The sequence below is a fragment of the Protofrankia sp. Cas8 genome (assembly GCF_963555845.1).
Lineage (GTDB): Bacteria > Actinomycetota > Actinomycetes > Frankiales > Frankiaceae > Protofrankia.
In genome coordinates this window covers 6,404-22,058 of the sequence record NZ_CAUVXI010000010.1, presented here as the reverse complement: position 1 = coordinate 22,058, position 15,655 = coordinate 6,404, and the positions used below count along the sequence as shown (strand labels likewise).

Genomic DNA, 15,655 nt, shown 5'->3' with positions numbered 1-15,655 from the left:
CCGCCGAGCCGGCCGCGTTCGGCCACGGCCGTGGCAAGGCTCACACCGTCGACGTACTCGGTCGCCATCCACGGGCGTTCCGCGTCGACGTCGGCGTCACGCACCTCGGCCACATAGTTCCCGCGGACCCGGCGCGCCGCCGCGACTTCGCGGCGGAACCGTTTCCGGAAGTCCGCGTCACCGAGCAGCTCCGGGCGGATGACCTTCACCGCCATTGGGTGGCCATCCTCGTCAAAGCCGAGATAGACGGTGCCCATCCCGCCGGCGCCCAGTCGTCCTTGGAGCCGGTACCTCCCGACTTTTCGGGGATCAGCGTCGGTCAGCGGCGCCAGCACGCCCGCTCCTCTCCTACGACTCGCACCCCACTCGGGGATCACGCTACCGAGCCCGGCGGGGTTTGCGACTGTGGGCGCATCAACTTTCTCGAGCAGGCAACAACCCGATCACAGAACACAAACGTATGATCGATCACACCCGTATGTCGCCGGATGGTTGAGGTGTATAGGTAAAAGGTTGTTCAGGCGTCGGTCGATCGTGATCGAATTGAGCGTCAGATGGCACCAGGGGACCGGCGGCGGGGCCGTGGTAGCCCCCGCATGGGATTTTTCGAACTTTGTAGATCAAAAAGGCCGTTTTCGGGATCGGAACCCTGGAAGATAGTTCGCGCACGAGCCCGCTGTGGATCGGCTTCGCGGCTTGTCAGTTGCCGGTGGTGTTTCTGATCACTTTGTCGGAGGCGGTGGCTCCGGTGTGTCGCGCAGGTCGCATCCGAGCTGCCGTCGGTGTCCAGGACGAGGTTGCCGACCGTCCTTTTGCGCCGGATGCCGAGTTCCCAGGCGATGTTCGTCCAGTCGTGGCGGTTGTGCGGCCAGGGCGGTCGCCGGTGCCACCGCCGTGTCCATGGCGGGCCGAGAGCGGCGCGCAGCGCCCTGATCTCATGGTCGCGCTCGGCGACCGTTGCGCGGATACGGCCCCATATGTCGATTGCGGAAACCACCCCCCCATACTGTTTCACTGGGACCGAAGATGGATGTACAACTCGATACAAGGGATGTCGGTCACGTACCGCTTTGCCGGTGCTGGCCGTTGTCCCTGGTCGGCGGGGGGCCTGCCGACCAGGGACAGGCTGCCGGTCGGCAAAGGGGGTGCTGGACACATGAGGAAGAGCCGATTTCCGTTACGCATCGTGGCGAGGACGGGATGGCCCGGTTCGGAGGCGGCCACAGAAGATCATCAAATGGTGGGGTCGACCCTCACGGGACGTTCACAGGAAACCTGGCTATATTCGGGAGAACCGGTTGTCCAGTGATAAACGCGTTTTATCGCCATTGCGGCAGAGCCTGCGCGTCGAGTCCCCGGAATGATTCTTCCGCGCTCCGGGACGGGCCGGAGACGGCCGAATCGCCGCGAAGGTCACTGCCCAGATGACACGAACTCCGACACCTAGCCGAACCGTGCGGACCGACTGGTCCCGGGTACCACCCGACTTCCTGGAGACGGCGCACCAATGGTTTTTTCCGCGCCTTCCGCGCCTTCCACGGCATGGAGAGACTGGCTAAAACGGGACGATCTGATGAGGTCGGGAAAAGGATTTAGACGGCTGGTGGCAAGCCGGTCATGGCTGCTTTACCTGGTACTCGGGTTCTGTCTGATTGTCGGTTACCATCTGGTGCCGCCACATGGTGGCGGACGTGCGGTGCGCGTTGTGAGCTACTTTCTGGTCAGCGTCTGTACGGCGGTGGCGGTGTTCGTCGGCGTCGGCTGGTTCCGGCCCACACCGCGGCTGCCCTGGCTGTTGCTGGCCGCCAGCCAGATTATGTACGTGATCGCTGGAACAGCCATTTTTTCGCCCCACCAGGTTGTCGGAGTCGACCTGAGAGACATCGTTGGTGTCATGGACGTCCCCGTCCTTTCCATCGTTTTCGGTCTGGCCCGCTACCCGCTGGCACTGGCCGGTCTCGTCCTTTTCATTCGCTATCGCACTCCCGGGCGTGACCTGCCCGGCCTGCTGGAGGCCGGTACGCTGGCCGTCGCCGCTCTCATGCTGTCGTGGCTGTACCTGATCGGGCCCTATGTTCGCGGTGGATCCGGCCGGCTGATCGAGGCTACGACCCTGGTCGGATATCCAATAATGGATATTGCCCTGCTCGCGGTCGGACTGAGGCTGTTTCTCGGGCCCGGCCGCCGGCCGCCGGCATGCTTCCTGCTTATGGGCAATCTTGGCCTGATCACCGTTGCGGACACCGTCTACGGACTGGAGCAGCTCGCTGGTACTTACCGGGCGGGAAACTTCCTGGATGGGATGTGGCTTGCCGCCAACGTGACCCTGGGTGCGGCGGCACTTCATCCGACGATGGTCCGGTTGGCCGTACCCGCGCCCGCGGCGGAGCAGGACCTCGGGGGTGTTCGGTTGGTCGCGCTGCTGGCGGCCGCGCTGGCTGCACCGGTGACGATGATGATCGAATATTCCCGTGGGATCACGCATGACATTCCGGTCATGGCCATGGCGTGCGCACTGATGTTCCTGCTGACGATCGCTCGAATGGCGGTGCTCGTCTCCGACCAGCGCCGGCTAGCGATGATCGATTCGCTGACCGGTCTTTACTCCCGTCGTTTCCTGGAGGCGGCGATGCCCGTGGAGGTCGCCCGGGTGCGTCGTGGCGGAGGTTCGCTGGGCCTGGTCATCATTGATGTCGACCACTTCAAGTCGATCAATGATGAGCATGGTCATCCCACGGGCGACCGGGTCCTGGCCGAGATCGGCGCCCGGCTGCGCGCAGCGACCCGACCAGGCGACGTCCTTGCCCGCCACGGTGGCGAGGAGTTCGCGCTCCTGGCGTCCAACGTGGACCTGAGCGAGCTGAGCGCGCTCGCCGAACGGCTGCGTGCCCGGGTGGCGGAAAGCCCGATCGCCGTGGACGTCGACACCATGATCTTCGCCACCGTGTCGGTGGGAGCCTGTGCCTTCCCGACCCACGTCTCGACCCAGGCCGAGCTGGTAGCCATGGCGGATCGCGCACTGTACGCCGCGAAGGCAGGTGGGCGGGACCGAGTGGTGATCGCCGAGATCCCGCCTACCGGTACGGCAGCTGCTGACGGAGCCCGTGAGGCTACCGGTCTGAGCTGGTAACCTCACGAGCTGCTACCGTCGTCAGCTGTGATGCTGCTGTCATAGCGCCGTGTCGCTGGGCGCGATCACTGGGCGTGATCGCTGGGCGCGGCACCTTCTGCGGGAGACGACGACCAGCGCGGCTGTCACCGCGATGCCCGCCACGCCGGCTGCCACGGCGGCACGGGTCGCGCGGGGGTTGTCGTCGGCCCGCTGGCGCACGGTCGCCACGGTCCGCGCCGTGTGCTCGGTGGATTCCCGCATCTTCTCGGCGGTCGCGGTCACGTGCGGATTGTGGCCGACTTTTGCCGCAGCCTGGCTGGCGGCGGCCCTGGCATGCTGGGCGGTTCCAGCGACCTGAGGATTCTGCCCGACCCGGTGTACGGTCCGGCCCGCGGTGTCCTTCGCCCGGTGAGCGGTGGCCGACGCCTTGTGGGCAGTTGCCGATGCCCTGGGGCCAAGGTCCTCGGTCGCCCCGGCCAGGCGCACCCGAGCGCCTGCCGCGCCGGTGGCCACCCGCTCCCACGTGTGGGCGGCGACGATCCTGGCATCTTCGGCGGTACGCCCCGCGACCTTCGCGGGGCGTACCTTCTCCGACAGGGCGGCGAGCTCGTCGGCGAGCCGTGTTCTGGTTGTGTCAATCTCAGTCTTGATCGAATCCGGATTCTCGGCCACGAGCGTCCTCCCGCATCTTCGGGCACAGGCTGGTCGCGACCTGTCCGACAGATCTTCGATCGCATCGACGCCCATCGGAGCGGCCCTCGCCTGTGATAAGCCTGATCTTCGAATTACCCGGGAACGGCGTGGCTAACCGGCAGTTCGCTCACGGAGGATCAGCGCAGCTGATCAATTCGGTGGATCGACTCGGTGGATCAGTCGGTGGATCAGTAGGAGCGGGCGACCAGGCAGACGAGATCGGGTTCGTCGTCGCGGTCGGGAATGGTGCCGTCCGGCCGCTGGATGCAGCGCACGGTCAGTGACTCCTGGGCGAGTCGCGTCTCACCGCCGGGACCGACGGCCGCCCATGGCAGGCGGGCGAAGCCTTCCGATGCCGCCTCGATCGCCTCGTCGACGGTCGTGACGTCGCGGGTACGAGCGTCCCGGGTCGCCAGCGCCGCTTCGTACATGGCGTTCTGGATCTCGTCCAACAGCGTCGGCACCCTGGTCATCACATCGTCGAGTGGAACGACGATCTTCTCGGATGTATCGCGGCGGGCGAGCGTGACAGCACCGGCCGCGAGATCGCGCGGGCCGAGCTCCACGCGTACCGGGATGCCCTTCAGCTCGGCGTCGGTGACCCGCCGGCCGAACGACAGGCCAGGGCGTGCGTCCACGCCACAACGCAGCCCGGCTGCCCGCAATCCGTCGGCGAGCAGGGAAACGCGTTCGGTGAGCGCAGGGTCGTCCTTGACGGGCAGCACGAGCACCTGCGTCGGCGCGAGCCGCGGGGGGATCCGCAGCCCGTTGTCGTCCCCGTGAGCCATGATCAGACCGCCGACCATGCGGGTTGAGGAGCCCCAGGACGTCGTCCACGCCAGGTGCTGCGCACGGTCGGCGCCCAGGAAGCCGATGTCGAACGCGCGGGCGAAGTTCTGGCCGAGCTCGTGGCTGGTCGCCATCTGCAGCGCCTTGCCGTCACCCATCATCGCCTCGAGGGTCAGGGTGTTGGTGGCGCCGGCGAACCGCTCCTTGGCGGTCTTCCGGCCGATGAACACGGGCAGGGCGAGCACCGAGGTCATGAAGTCCAGATAGACCTCGAGGTGGATGCGCCGGGCGTACGCGGCCGCGTCCGCCTCGTCGACATGCGCGGTGTGCCCCTCCTGCCAGAGGAACTCGCTCGTGCGCAGGAAAAGCCGGGGGCGCAGCTCCCACCGGACGACGTTCGCCCACTGGTTGAGCAGCAGTGGGAGGTCCCGGTAGCTCTGCGTCCACTTCGCCATGTACTCGCCGATGACGGTCTCGCTGGTCGGCCGGACCACTACGGGCTCTTCCAGCTCCTTGCCGCCGCCGTGGGTGACGACGGCGAGCTCGGGGCTGAAGCCCTCGACGTGCTGGGCCTCCCGGCGGAGGTAGCTTTCGGGGATGAGCAACGGAAAGTAGGCGTTGACCGCTCCGGCCGCCTTGATCCGGGCGTCCACGTCGGCCTGCATCCGTTCCCAGATCGCGTAGCCGTACGGTCGGATGACCATGGTCCCGCGGACCGGGCCGTTGTCGGCCAGTTCCGCCTTGGCGAGCACATCCTGGTACCAGCGGGGGAAGTCCTCGCCGCGGGGAGTAAGTATGGCCACCCACCCACGATATTGCCTGACGGTGCCGGGTCGAAGCACCAGGCCAGCCGCTGCCTCGACCTGGGCACCGCCCTGGTCAGCTCGGGTCGGCGTCAGGCCTGGCCTGGCCTGGCGTGTTGTCATCGTCACCCGGTACTTCGCGAAAGACCAGCGACAGGTCGACGTCGCCGTGGAAGTTGACCAGCGCTGCCCGCGGTGGCACCACGATCATGGCGGAGGTCAGATCGGCCGCGGTGGCGCCGGCTGCAAGGACGAGTTCGTGCTCGACCAGCAGGCCGTGTCGGACGGTCACCACCTCGGCGAGTGGGGTCGGTGCCGCGCCGGGTACGCCTCGGGGTTCGGGTACAAGGTCGCCGTCGGTGTCCATTTTCGGGCCTCCTCGGTGTGAACGTAGCAACTCGGATCGATGTGCGTGCAGCCGACTTTGTGGTCCTTCCACGAGTCGTGCACAGGTGTTCCGCGTTGTCGCTTTGGTTCCTTTTCTCACCGGTCGGACAGTCGTGTTGTCGGATGCATGACGCCATCGATATTGCTTTATAGCAAATACTCGGAGGGTGGCGTGATCCAGGGGTATGTGGGGTCACTTTTGGCACCCTGCGGTATATGGCTGTCAGGTGCTCTTTCAGGTTTTTGTCAGCAGGCTGGCAGGTCCATGATCGCGCGTGACGATCGTCAGATCGCGCGATGCCCGGGCAGCGCGTAGACACCCGGCGCGACCAGCATGGCGAGACCGTCGGCAAGCAGGCCTTCCAGCGCCCGGCCGCGCTGCACCGGCTCGTCCCACGTTGCGTCGAGGAGCTCGTGGCGTACCGGTCCGGGTGCCTCGCGCAGGACCGTGAGCAGGCGTCCACGTACCTGGCGGTCGGTCCCGGCATAGCCCTGCGGGCGCCGGGGCGGGCCGTCAGCGGGCGGGCGGCCCGCCCGCTGCCACGCACAATCCTCCGTCACCGGGCAGGCATCGCAGTGGGGACTCCGCGCGACACAGACCAGCGCCCCGAGTTCCATGAATGCCGCGCTGACCCGGGCCGCGGTCTGCGGATCCATGGGCAGCAGTGACTCGACCCGTTCCAGATCCCGACGCGATGTCGCCGTCCGCTGGTCGTCGCGGCCATCGATCGCACGGCTGACAAACCGCCGGACATTGACGTCGATCACCGCGTGGCGCTGCCGAAAGGCGAACGCTGCGACGGCGCGGGCTGTATAGGTGCCGACTCCCGGTAGCCGCAGCAGTTCGTCCACATCCCCGGGGATTGCTCCGCCGTGGCGTTGCGTGACGGCGACTGCGGTCTGGTGCAGCCGCAGCGCCCGCCTTGGGTAGCCAAGGCGCCCCCACATCCGTACGGCCTCGCCGGCCGGCTCGGCGGCAAGCATGGCCGGGGTGGGCCAGCGGTCGGTCCATTCCTGCCACACGGGCAGAACCCGGTTGACCGGCGTCTGCTGCAGCATGATCTCGCTGACGAGCACCGCCCACGGGCTCACCCGCGGGTCTCGCCACGGGAGATCCCGGGCGCAGACCTCGTACCAGTCGAGGACGGCGTCGGCGAGTGCGGGCGGTTCACCCATGCGGTTCATACATGCGGTTCACCCACGCGGTTCACACATAGCGTTCGAGGATGCTGGACTCGGCGAGCCGGGACAGCCCCTCGCGTACGGCCCTGGCGCGTGCGGCGCCGATACCCTCGACGGTCTGCAGGTCGTCCACGCCGGCTGCCAGCAGTTTCTGCAAGGTGCCGAAGTGGTCGACGAGTCGGTCCACGACCATTCGGGGCAGTCGTGGCACCTTGGCCAGCATCCGGTAACCACGGGGGCTGACCTGGCTGTCGAGCACATCCGCGCCCCCGGGGAAGCCGAGTGCGCGGGCGAGCACGGTTAGATCCAGCAGATCGGTCGATGACATCCCGGAGAGCCGGGCGAGGATTTCGGCGGCGGTGGCTGTCTTACCCCCTGAGGGCAGATAGTCGCGGACGGCGAGTTCCCGTTCGGTCTCGACTCCCGCCATCAGTTCCTCGAGCTGGAGGGACAACAACCGGCCGTCGGTACCGAGTTCGACCACGTAGCCTTCGATCTCGTCCGCGATCCGCCGAACCATCTCCAGCCGTTGGCTCACCAAAATTGCGTCACGGACGGTGACGAGGTCTTCGATCTCCAGTGCCGACAGTGTGCCAGCGACCTCGTCCAGGCGCATCTTGTACCGTTCCAGCGTCGCCAGCGCCTGGTTGGCCCGGGACAGGATGGCGGCCGAGTCATCAAGAACGTAGCGCAGACCTGCCACGTACAGCGCGATGATCCGCATCGACTGGCTGACCGAGATCACCGGGTATCCGCTCTGCTTGGCCACTCGTTCGGCCGTGCGGTGCCGGGTACCGGACTCGTCGGTGAAGATGGTCGGGTCGGGCACCAGGTGGACGGCGGCCCGGACGATTCGCTGTAGGTCGGACGACAGGACGATCGCGCCGTCCATCTTCGCGAGTTCCCGCAGTCGGGTGGCGGAGAACTCGACGTCCAGTTCGAATCCGCCGGTGCAGATGCCTTCGACCGCCTTGTCGTGGCCGAGGACGATCAGGCCGCCGGTATGGCCGCGAAGGATGCGCTCGAGGCCATCCCGGAATGGGGTCCCTGGGGCGACAGCGGCCAGTGTCGCCCGGAAGATGTCATCCCCGGGTGGTCCTGCCATCTGGCTCCCTCTGTATCTCGGCGTTCCGCCATCGTGATGGTATCGGGTGGGCTGCTTTGCCATGCTGCCCCCGTGATGTTGTAGCCATACTTTTACCTGCCGTAATTTTCACTCATTACCGCCGTACATATGCCGTATTGCACTGTTCAGGTCGCACACTTCGATCGTCGTCATGCCCTCGGGCGCCGGACCCGCCTCGGGAGGCACGAGCGCCCAGCGGAAACCCAGACGGGACGCGGCCGTCAGGCGCCTGCGGACCGCACCCACCGACCGGACCTCGCCGGCCAGACCTACCTCGCCGACGGCGACGAGGTTCGCCGGAATGGGACGGTCCTCAACGCTGCTGATCGTGGCCAGCGCGACGGCGAGATCGGCGGCCGGCTCGGCGAGCCGGACCCCACCGACGGTAGCCGCGTATACGTCCGATCTGCCAAGTTGAAGTCGACCGCGGCGCTCGACCACAGCAAGAATCATCGCGACCCGGGCCGAGTCGAGCCCGGACACGGCTCGTCGCGGCACGGTCGCCGTGGACGTTGCCACCAGCGCCTGCACCTCGGCGACCAGCGGTCGGCGGCCCTCGACCGTGACCGTCACACAGGTGCCCGCGACGCCCTCCGTCGGCCCACCGTCGTGCCAGCGGGACAGGAACAGCCCACTGGGATCCGCGATCCCACGGATGCCGCCGTCGCCCATCTCGAAGCAGCCGACCTCGTCGGAGGGGCCGAAACGGTTCTTGCTCGCCCGGACCAGGCGCAGCGACGAATGCCGCTCACCTTCAAAGTGCAGAACGACGTCGACAAGGTGTTCCAGCAGCCGCGGTCCGGCGACCGTGCCGTCCTTGGTCACGTGGCCGACGATCACACAGGCCATGTTCAGCGCCTTTGCCGCGCGGATCAGGGCCGCGGTGACCTCACGGACCTGGGTGACTCCGCCGGCCGCTCCGTCTGCGGTGGCGGTGGTGATGGTCTGTACCGAGTCAACCACCAACAGCTCTGGACGAACCTCGTCGACATGGGTGAGCAGGGCCTCCAGATCGGTCTCCGCGGCGACCCACAGATCGGCGTGCACTGCCCCCGTTCGCCCGGCTCGTAGCCTGACCTGAGCGGTCGACTCCTCGCCGGTGACCACGAGCGCCCGGGCGCCTGACGCGGCACTACGCGCGGCGACCTCAAGCAGCAACGTCGACTTGCCGACACCCGGCTCGCCGGCCAGCAGGACGACCGCCCCGGGAACGAGCCCGCCACCGAGCACCCGGTCGAGTTCGGTGACCCCGGTAGGACGGCTGCGGGCCGTGGTGATGTCAACCGCCGACATCGGGCACGCGGGGGCCGTGACCGCCGCGCTCGCCCGGGCGAGGCCCCGCGCGCCGGCCCGGTGGGTCGAGCGGCCGGCGGGCACCTGGGCCTCGATCGTCCCCCAGGTGTTGCAGCGCGGGCAGCGTCCCACCCATTTCACCGACTCGGCGCCGCACCCACTGCACCGGAAACCAACCGACGCCGCGCGGGAACCGGACAGGCCCGGTGCGTTCGGGCGGGGAACGGGAGGCCGTGATGACATGGCCCGCACCGTATCGGGACGGTCCGACAACAACCATGGGGCAGTGGCTGGCCTGCCTTGTCACTCACCCGACGATGTCGGGCAGCTGACGATGCCCGCCGGCCGACATCAGCTGGCGGAGGTCAGCCGGCGGAGCCGGCCGGGCGCGACACGCCAGCGGCCGGACTGCTGGTCGCGGTGACACTCCTGCTCAGGGTGGCGCTGCTGCTCGGGGTCGCACTGCTGGTCGCGGTGGCGTTCACCTGCTGCCCAGGCGGCGTCGAGCCCGATGTCGCGGGGTCCGCGGAGGCTCCCGGAGCGGGTGGTTCCACCGGGACGGCGAGGGTGACGCTTCCCGCCTTGGCGAAGGTGAACGTGACCGGAATCGCCTGCCCGACAGCGAGGTCACGGTTCAGCCCGGTCAGTACGGGAGCATTGCCGTCGGCGATGTAGAGGTTGCGGCCGCCTGCTTGGAGGACCGCACTTTTCGGGGTCTGGCCGCCGTCCGCAGCCGGCGACGCGACTCCGATGATCTCGTCGTCCTGGGTTCCGCCGTTGAAGAACGCGGATATGATCTGGGCTTTTCCGCCCGAGGTCGCAGGCCCGGCCACATAGACGTTACGCAGCGAGATGGTGCCGACGGCACCGGCGGCTGAGTTCGTCGTCGTGCGCGTTTGTGCCGTCACCGCGTCATTACCTGCTGCACACGATGAGAGTGTGATCGTGGCAATCAGCGATGCGCTGGCGAACAGCGAGGCGGTCGCGGTACGCACACCCGGACGGTGGCTCACGGCTCGGCTGCTCCTCGGTACGGTATCGACGGTCGTCGCGTCGGTACTGGTTGATCCGCCGCCGGACCGGCGGACGGCGCGCGGCCGACCCCTTTCGGGGACTCGCGCACCCGACGGGTTCGACCGCGGGGCACAGCCTAGTCGGCCAGCGGCCGCCGAGCGCGCGAGATGAACGACGGTCACGCGGCGATGATCAGATACCGATGGCGGGTCAGCGGAGCGGAACGGCGCTGAGCCAGCCCTCCAACCGGTCGCCGGGAGCGAAGCCGCGAGGCGGCTGCACGAGCCGGCCGTCCGCGGCGATGAGGAGCAGCGTCGGCCGCTGGGGATCCGCGTTGACCAGACGGGCGAGGGATCCGTCCGGGTCGCCGTAGCCGACGGCAAGCCCCCCCGCAGCCGCCGGCGAGCGGGTGAGATCATTCAACAACGGATTGTCAGCTCCCGGGGTGACCAGATAGGTGGGTACCGGGATGCCCTCGTTGGCCTGGCCCACGATTTCGTGTACCGCTCTCGCGCAGTCGCAGGATCCTGGGAGCAGCACGATCAGCGCCGGCCGAAGGTCCGTTGTGGCGCGCGACCCGCGCGTGGCGCTGAGCGGGAGGTCGGGCAGCAGGCCGCCGACAGTGCCCGGCCGGGCGGTCGTGGATGCGAGCGGAAGCGGACCGTTGGATGTGACCGGACGCGGGTGCGTCAGGATGAGCGGCACCATGGCGCCGAGCGCGCTGATGATTATCAGAAGTACGGCGATGATCACGCCGGGGACGGGGCGCGACCGGGCCGACGGCCGGTCCGCCGGGCCGGCCGGCATCCGACGCAGACCGGGAACAATCTTGCTCAGGAGCTCCCGGCGCTGGCGAGACCGCAGCTCGGCGTGGTAAATGGCGACATCCTCGGCCAGTTCACTGATGTCGTCGGGGATCTTGATGTTGATCGGCGGGATGTCGTCGTGAGGTCCGTTGCGGGGGTGGGAACGATGGTCGTCGTGGCTGGGCCCGTTGCCGTCGTCGTCCCCGGAGGCGGGCGGCGGCGGTGTGAGGTGCACCCCTCCATCGTGGCCGATGGACGGCCTATCTGCCGGGTGGTATAGGAAGCTAGGCGAAGTCATGGCTGGGACGTGGTGAAACGGAGGCATCCGGCCGCCACGACACCACGACCGTGCCAGAGGTCCATGTTGATCATCGGTGCCATGGGGGTAGCGAGGGGCACAGAAGGACATCCGGGCAGGCTGCTCGTGTCGGCGGCCTTTGCCCGTTTCGCCTGGTCCGGAGCGTCGCCGACCCACCGGCGACACGTCACCGAGGCGTGTTGGCGGGCCGATCGCGGCCTGCCTTACAAGCATGCGTCTGACCTGGGTCGATGCATGCGTGTTACTCTGGTGAAGGCGGAAGGGGCACTTGACACATGGCGTTCCAAGTCGGCGAGACCGTTGTTTACCCACATCACGGTGCTGCGCTCATCGACGCGATTGAAACACGCGTCATCAAGGGCGAGGAAAAGCTCTATCTTGTACTTAAGGTCGCTCAGGGTGACCTGACTGTGCGCGTCCCAGCGGACAACGTCGCGATGGTCGGCGTCCGTGATGTAGTCGGTCAGGATGGTCTCGAGCGCGTATTCGAGGTTCTACGGGCTCCGCACACCGAGGAGCCGACCAACTGGTCACGGCGGTACAAGGCGAATCTTGAGAAGCTCGCCTCCGGCGATGTGAACAAGGTCGCCGAGGTGGTTCGCGACCTCTGGCGTCGTGATCGCGAAAGGGGGCTGTCCGCGGGCGAGAAGCGCATGCTGAGCAAGGCGCGGCAGATCCTGGTCAGTGAGCTCGCACTCGCGGAAGGCACAAATGAGGACAAGGCCGAAGCCATGCTCGATGAGGTCCTGGCGGGTTAGTCGGCAGCAGGTAGCGCGGATATCCAGACGTGCCCGGTTTGTTTGAGACCTGTGCACATGTCTGACCGTGTAGCCGCGGTCGTTCCGGCAGCCGGCCGCGGCGAACGTCTTGGTGGGTCCGTACCCAAGGCACTTCGTGCGCTGGCCGGACGTTCACTCGTCCAGCATGCCGTCGATTTGTTGACGTCTGCGACTTTGGTGGACCAGGTGGTTGTCGCAGCTCCGGCCACAGAGCTGGAAACATTTGCGGCATTGCTCGGGCCCGGCGTGCGGGTGATAGCTGGCGGCGCGGAGCGCATCGATTCCGTTCGGGCGGCAATCGCCGTCCTTGATGAGACGGTGGGGGTTGTTCTGGTCCACGACGCGGCCCGCCCGTTGACACCCCCCGCGCTTGTCGATGCGGTCGCCGCCGCGGTGCTGGGCGGAGCACCGGCGGTGATCCCGGTGCTCGCGATCAACGACACGATCAAGCAGGTCGATGACGTGGGCAGGGTCGTGCGGACGGTTTCCCGTGATGTTCTGCGCGCCGTGCAGACGCCGCAGGGCTTCCGCAGGGATGTGCTCGACGAGGCCTACCGGCTCGGCGGGATGTCCGCTGACGGTGTGGCGATCACCGATGACGCGGGGCTGGTCGAAGCGCTCGGCGTCCCCGTGATGACTGTTCCCGGTGCGCCGGAGGCCTTCAAGGTGACTCGACCGGTTGATCTTCTCCTTGCCGAAGCGTTGCTGGCGCGTCGCGACTAAGAGCGCCCGGCTGCTCTGCCCGACTGACTGACCACGGTGCGGTGTCGCAGACAGCGCGCCGTATCACCATGCCAACGTGAATGTGCGAGGTGAGGAAGCTGTCCCTGGCCGGATTTCCCCGAGTGGGTGTCGGTGTGGACGTCCACCCGTTCGCAGCCGGCCGCCCATGCTGGGTGGCAGGTATTTTCTGGCCCGGCGAAACCGGCCTCGCCGGGCATTCGGACGGTGATGTCGCGGCTCATGCGTCCTGTGACGCGTTGCTGACCGCCTCGGGCTTGGGTGATCTCGGCTCGATCTTCGGTACCGGGCGGCCGGAATGGTCTGGGGCGTCAGGCGTTGCCCTGCTCACCGAGACGGCGAGGCTGCTGGGCGAGGCGGGCTGGGCGATCGGGAATGTCGCCGTGCAGATCGTGGGTAACCGGCCGCGGATGGCGCTGCGGCGTGCCGAGGCCCAGGAAGCCCTGAGCACCGCGGTCGGCGCGCCGGTGAGCGTGTCCGCCACCACCACCGACGGCCTCGGGCTCACCGGGCGGGGAGAAGGCCTCGCTGCCATCGCCACCGCGCTGGTCGCCCAGCGCTGATCGGTGGACGTGTCCGGCGGTCCGGTGGGACGTCTCATCCGTGCGGTCCGTCTTGCCTGCTTGGCATGATGACTGGCGGCGGTCACCGCGGATGAGAAGGTGAGAAAGCGACAGGACCCGGCGGAGGAGCCTGATGTCGGTGTATCTACCCGAAAAGGTCAAGGATCTCGCGGACGCCGCGACCTACGTGACGCTCGCCACGATCCGCCCGGACGGATCTCCGCGAATGACGGTGTTGTGGATCGCGCGTGATGGCGATGATCTGTTGTTGTCAACGGTGCGGGGTCGAGCCAAGGAACGTGACATCGCCCGCGATCCACGGGTGGGAATCATGTTTCTCGATCAGCGGGATCCCTACGGTTATGTCGAGATCCGTGGCCGGGCGACCCTGACCGAGGAGGGGGGTCGTGAGTTGATCGATGCTCTCGCGGTGCAGTACACCGGTGACGAGACCTACCAGTGGGACGGGCCGGATGCGGTGCGGGTGGTCATCCGCGTGACCCCCGAGCGGGTGTTCACCACCGCCTAGCGTCGATCTGGCCGGTGCTGGCCGGTGCTGGCCGGTGCTGGCCGGTGCTGGCCGGTGCTGGCCGGTGCTGGCCGGTGCTGGCCGGTGCTGCATCGGCGGAGTTCGATTTGCCCGGAATATTCCCCGTCGGACTTGTGGGTTGTTCGCGGAACCGAACGGAGCTGTTGGCGCGGGGCGTGGGCGTGCGAGCGGGGACCGCACCGTACGCTTGACAGATGGGACTCCACATCTACGACACGCGCACCCGGCGCACGCGGCCCTTCGAGCCGCTGCGCCCCGGTCATGTGGGCGTGTACGTCTGTGGGCCCACCGTCCAGTCCGCGCCACATGTCGGGCATGTGCGTACCGCGGTCGCGTTCGACGTCCTGCGCCGCTGGTTCACCGCGTCCGGGCTTGATGTGACCTTCGTTCAGAATGTCACCGACATCGACGACAAGATCATAATTAACGCGAACCGGGCCGGCGAGAGCGTGTGGGAGCTGGCCACCCGCCAGACCCGGGCCTTCGATGACGCATACCGTGCTCTCGGCGTGCTGCCGGCGACCATCCAGCCACGGGCGACCGGTCATATCCCGGAGATGATCACGCTCATCGCCAGGTTGGTGGATGTCGGCTGCGCCTACGCCGGTGGCGGGTCGGTGTGGTTCCGGGTCGGCCGCTTCGCGGGTTATGGAGAGTTGTCAAACCAGCGTCCGGATGCCATGCAGGCGTCAGCGGAGGGTGAACCGGGAAAGGCCGACCCTCGTGACTTCGCGCTGTGGAAAGGCGCGAAGCCGGGTGAGCCGTTCTGGGAGTCGCCCTGGGGACGCGGCCGTCCAGGCTGGCATATCGAGTGCTCCGCCATGGCGGGCAAGTATCTCGGCGAGATCTTCGATATCCACGGTGGTGGCCTTGACCTCGTGTTCCCACACCACGAGAACGAACGTGCCCAGTCGGTCTGCGCCATGGATCCAGGTGCTGTGGATCCAGGTGCCGTGGACCCAGCCGGGACGGATCGAGCTGCGACGGATGCAGCCAGGCTGTCCGCTGCGGGAGGCGCGGCTGAGATGGCCCGCTACTGGATGCATGTCGGTCTGCTGACCACCGGCGGCACCAAGATGTCGAAGTCGCTGGGCAACTCGTTTCTGGTCGCCGATGCACTCGACGAGGTCAGACCGCAGGTACTGCGTTACCACCTCCTTGGCGCGCACTATCGTTCGTCCCTGGAATACAGCCCGGAGGGGCTGGTCGAGTCGGCCGCGGCCCACGACCGGATCGAGACGTTCGTCCGCAACGCCCTGGACATCCTGGGGGGGCCGGACGAGGCTGCGGCGCTTGCGGCTGAAACGGCCGGAACACTCGAAACACTCGAAACACTTAAAGCACTCGATCTTCGGGATGTGTCGGGCACTGACGCGGTCACCGGGGCCGGCCCGGTGGACGTGCTCACGATCGCAAGCCCCGCCCAGGCCTGGTGTGCCTTCGCAGCCGCTCTTGACGACGACCTCGCGGTCTCCCGGGCGCTGGCGGCCCTGTTCGG

At 67.4% G+C, this 15,655-nt stretch carries 15 protein-coding genes; 6 read left to right on the top strand and 9 right to left on the bottom strand.

Translation table 11 applies throughout. The features are described from left to right. Positions 1–335 (bottom strand): protein kinase domain-containing protein (locus U9977_RS03410; RefSeq protein WP_416210461.1); only part of this gene is annotated, 335 nt, incomplete at its 3' end. A gap of 1,268 nt (positions 336–1,603) precedes the next feature. Between U9977_RS03410 and U9977_RS03405 the strand changes: the two genes are divergently transcribed. Next, positions 1,604–3,130: a GGDEF domain-containing protein gene (locus tag U9977_RS03405; protein WP_322747681.1), complete on the top strand. Its 1,527-nt coding sequence runs from the start codon at positions 1,604–1,606 to the stop codon at positions 3,128–3,130. 39 nt (positions 3,131–3,169) lie between these two features. Here the strand turns inward: U9977_RS03405 and U9977_RS03400 are convergent, their stop codons facing one another. The 8 genes from U9977_RS03400 to U9977_RS03365 all read right to left on the bottom strand — a co-directional run bounded on the left by U9977_RS03400 (position 3,170) and on the right by U9977_RS03365 (position 11,440). Further along, complete coding sequence (locus tag U9977_RS03400) at positions 3,170–3,784, bottom strand: DUF3618 domain-containing protein (RefSeq protein ID WP_322747680.1); 615 nt, start codon at positions 3,782–3,784, stop codon at positions 3,170–3,172. A 209-nt stretch (positions 3,785–3,993) separates the two neighbouring features. Next, positions 3,994–5,397, bottom strand: a complete 1,404-nt coding sequence (gene proS, locus U9977_RS03395; RefSeq protein ID WP_322747679.1) for a proline--tRNA ligase — start codon at positions 5,395–5,397, stop codon at positions 3,994–3,996. 76 nt (positions 5,398–5,473) lie between these two features. Beyond that, positions 5,474–5,764: a hypothetical protein gene (locus U9977_RS03390; protein ID WP_322747678.1), complete on the bottom strand. Its 291-nt coding sequence runs from the start codon at positions 5,762–5,764 to the stop codon at positions 5,474–5,476. 305 nt (positions 5,765–6,069) lie between these two features. Further along, positions 6,070–6,960, bottom strand: coding sequence for an A/G-specific adenine glycosylase (locus U9977_RS03385; protein ID WP_322747677.1), 891 nt, complete (start codon positions 6,958–6,960; stop codon positions 6,070–6,072). Between the two features lie 31 nt (positions 6,961–6,991). Continuing rightward, positions 6,992–8,071 (bottom strand): DNA integrity scanning diadenylate cyclase DisA, encoded by a 1,080-nt coding sequence (disA, locus tag U9977_RS03380; protein ID WP_322747676.1) that lies wholly within the window; start codon positions 8,069–8,071, stop codon positions 6,992–6,994. Positions 8,072–8,179: 108 nt separating this feature from the next. Next, positions 8,180–9,628 carry a DNA repair protein RadA gene (gene radA / locus U9977_RS03375; RefSeq protein ID WP_322747675.1) on the bottom strand — a complete coding sequence of 483 codons (1,449 nt, stop codon included), beginning with the start codon at positions 9,626–9,628 and terminating at the stop codon, positions 8,180–8,182. Between the two features lie 122 nt (positions 9,629–9,750). Beyond that, positions 9,751–10,398 (bottom strand): hypothetical protein, encoded by a 648-nt coding sequence (locus tag U9977_RS03370; RefSeq protein ID WP_322747674.1) that lies wholly within the window; start codon positions 10,396–10,398, stop codon positions 9,751–9,753. Positions 10,399–10,609: 211 nt separating this feature from the next. Next, positions 10,610–11,440: a hypothetical protein gene (locus U9977_RS03365; protein ID WP_322747673.1), complete on the bottom strand. Its 831-nt coding sequence runs from the start codon at positions 11,438–11,440 to the stop codon at positions 10,610–10,612. A gap of 359 nt (positions 11,441–11,799) precedes the next feature. Between U9977_RS03365 and U9977_RS03360 the strand changes: the two genes are divergently transcribed. The 5 genes from U9977_RS03360 to U9977_RS03340 all read left to right on the top strand — a co-directional run. Beyond that, a complete protein-coding gene (locus U9977_RS03360; protein ID WP_131749102.1) occupies positions 11,800–12,282 on the top strand; it encodes a CarD family transcriptional regulator in 483 nt (160 codons plus the stop codon). Positions 12,283–12,339: 57 nt separating this feature from the next. Further along, positions 12,340–13,026: a 2-C-methyl-D-erythritol 4-phosphate cytidylyltransferase gene (gene ispD / locus U9977_RS03355; protein ID WP_322747672.1), complete on the top strand. Its 687-nt coding sequence runs from the start codon at positions 12,340–12,342 to the stop codon at positions 13,024–13,026. An 80-nt stretch (positions 13,027–13,106) separates the two neighbouring features. Then, positions 13,107–13,607, top strand: a complete 501-nt coding sequence (gene ispF / locus U9977_RS03350) for a 2-C-methyl-D-erythritol 2,4-cyclodiphosphate synthase (RefSeq protein ID WP_322747671.1) — start codon at positions 13,107–13,109, stop codon at positions 13,605–13,607. A 133-nt stretch (positions 13,608–13,740) separates the two neighbouring features. Beyond that, positions 13,741–14,136 carry a PPOX class F420-dependent oxidoreductase gene (locus U9977_RS03345; RefSeq protein WP_322747670.1) on the top strand — a complete coding sequence of 132 codons (396 nt, stop codon included), beginning with the start codon at positions 13,741–13,743 and terminating at the stop codon, positions 14,134–14,136. Between the two features lie 215 nt (positions 14,137–14,351). Then, positions 14,352–15,655 (top strand): cysteine--tRNA ligase (locus tag U9977_RS03340; protein WP_322747669.1); only part of this gene is annotated, 1,304 nt, incomplete at its 3' end.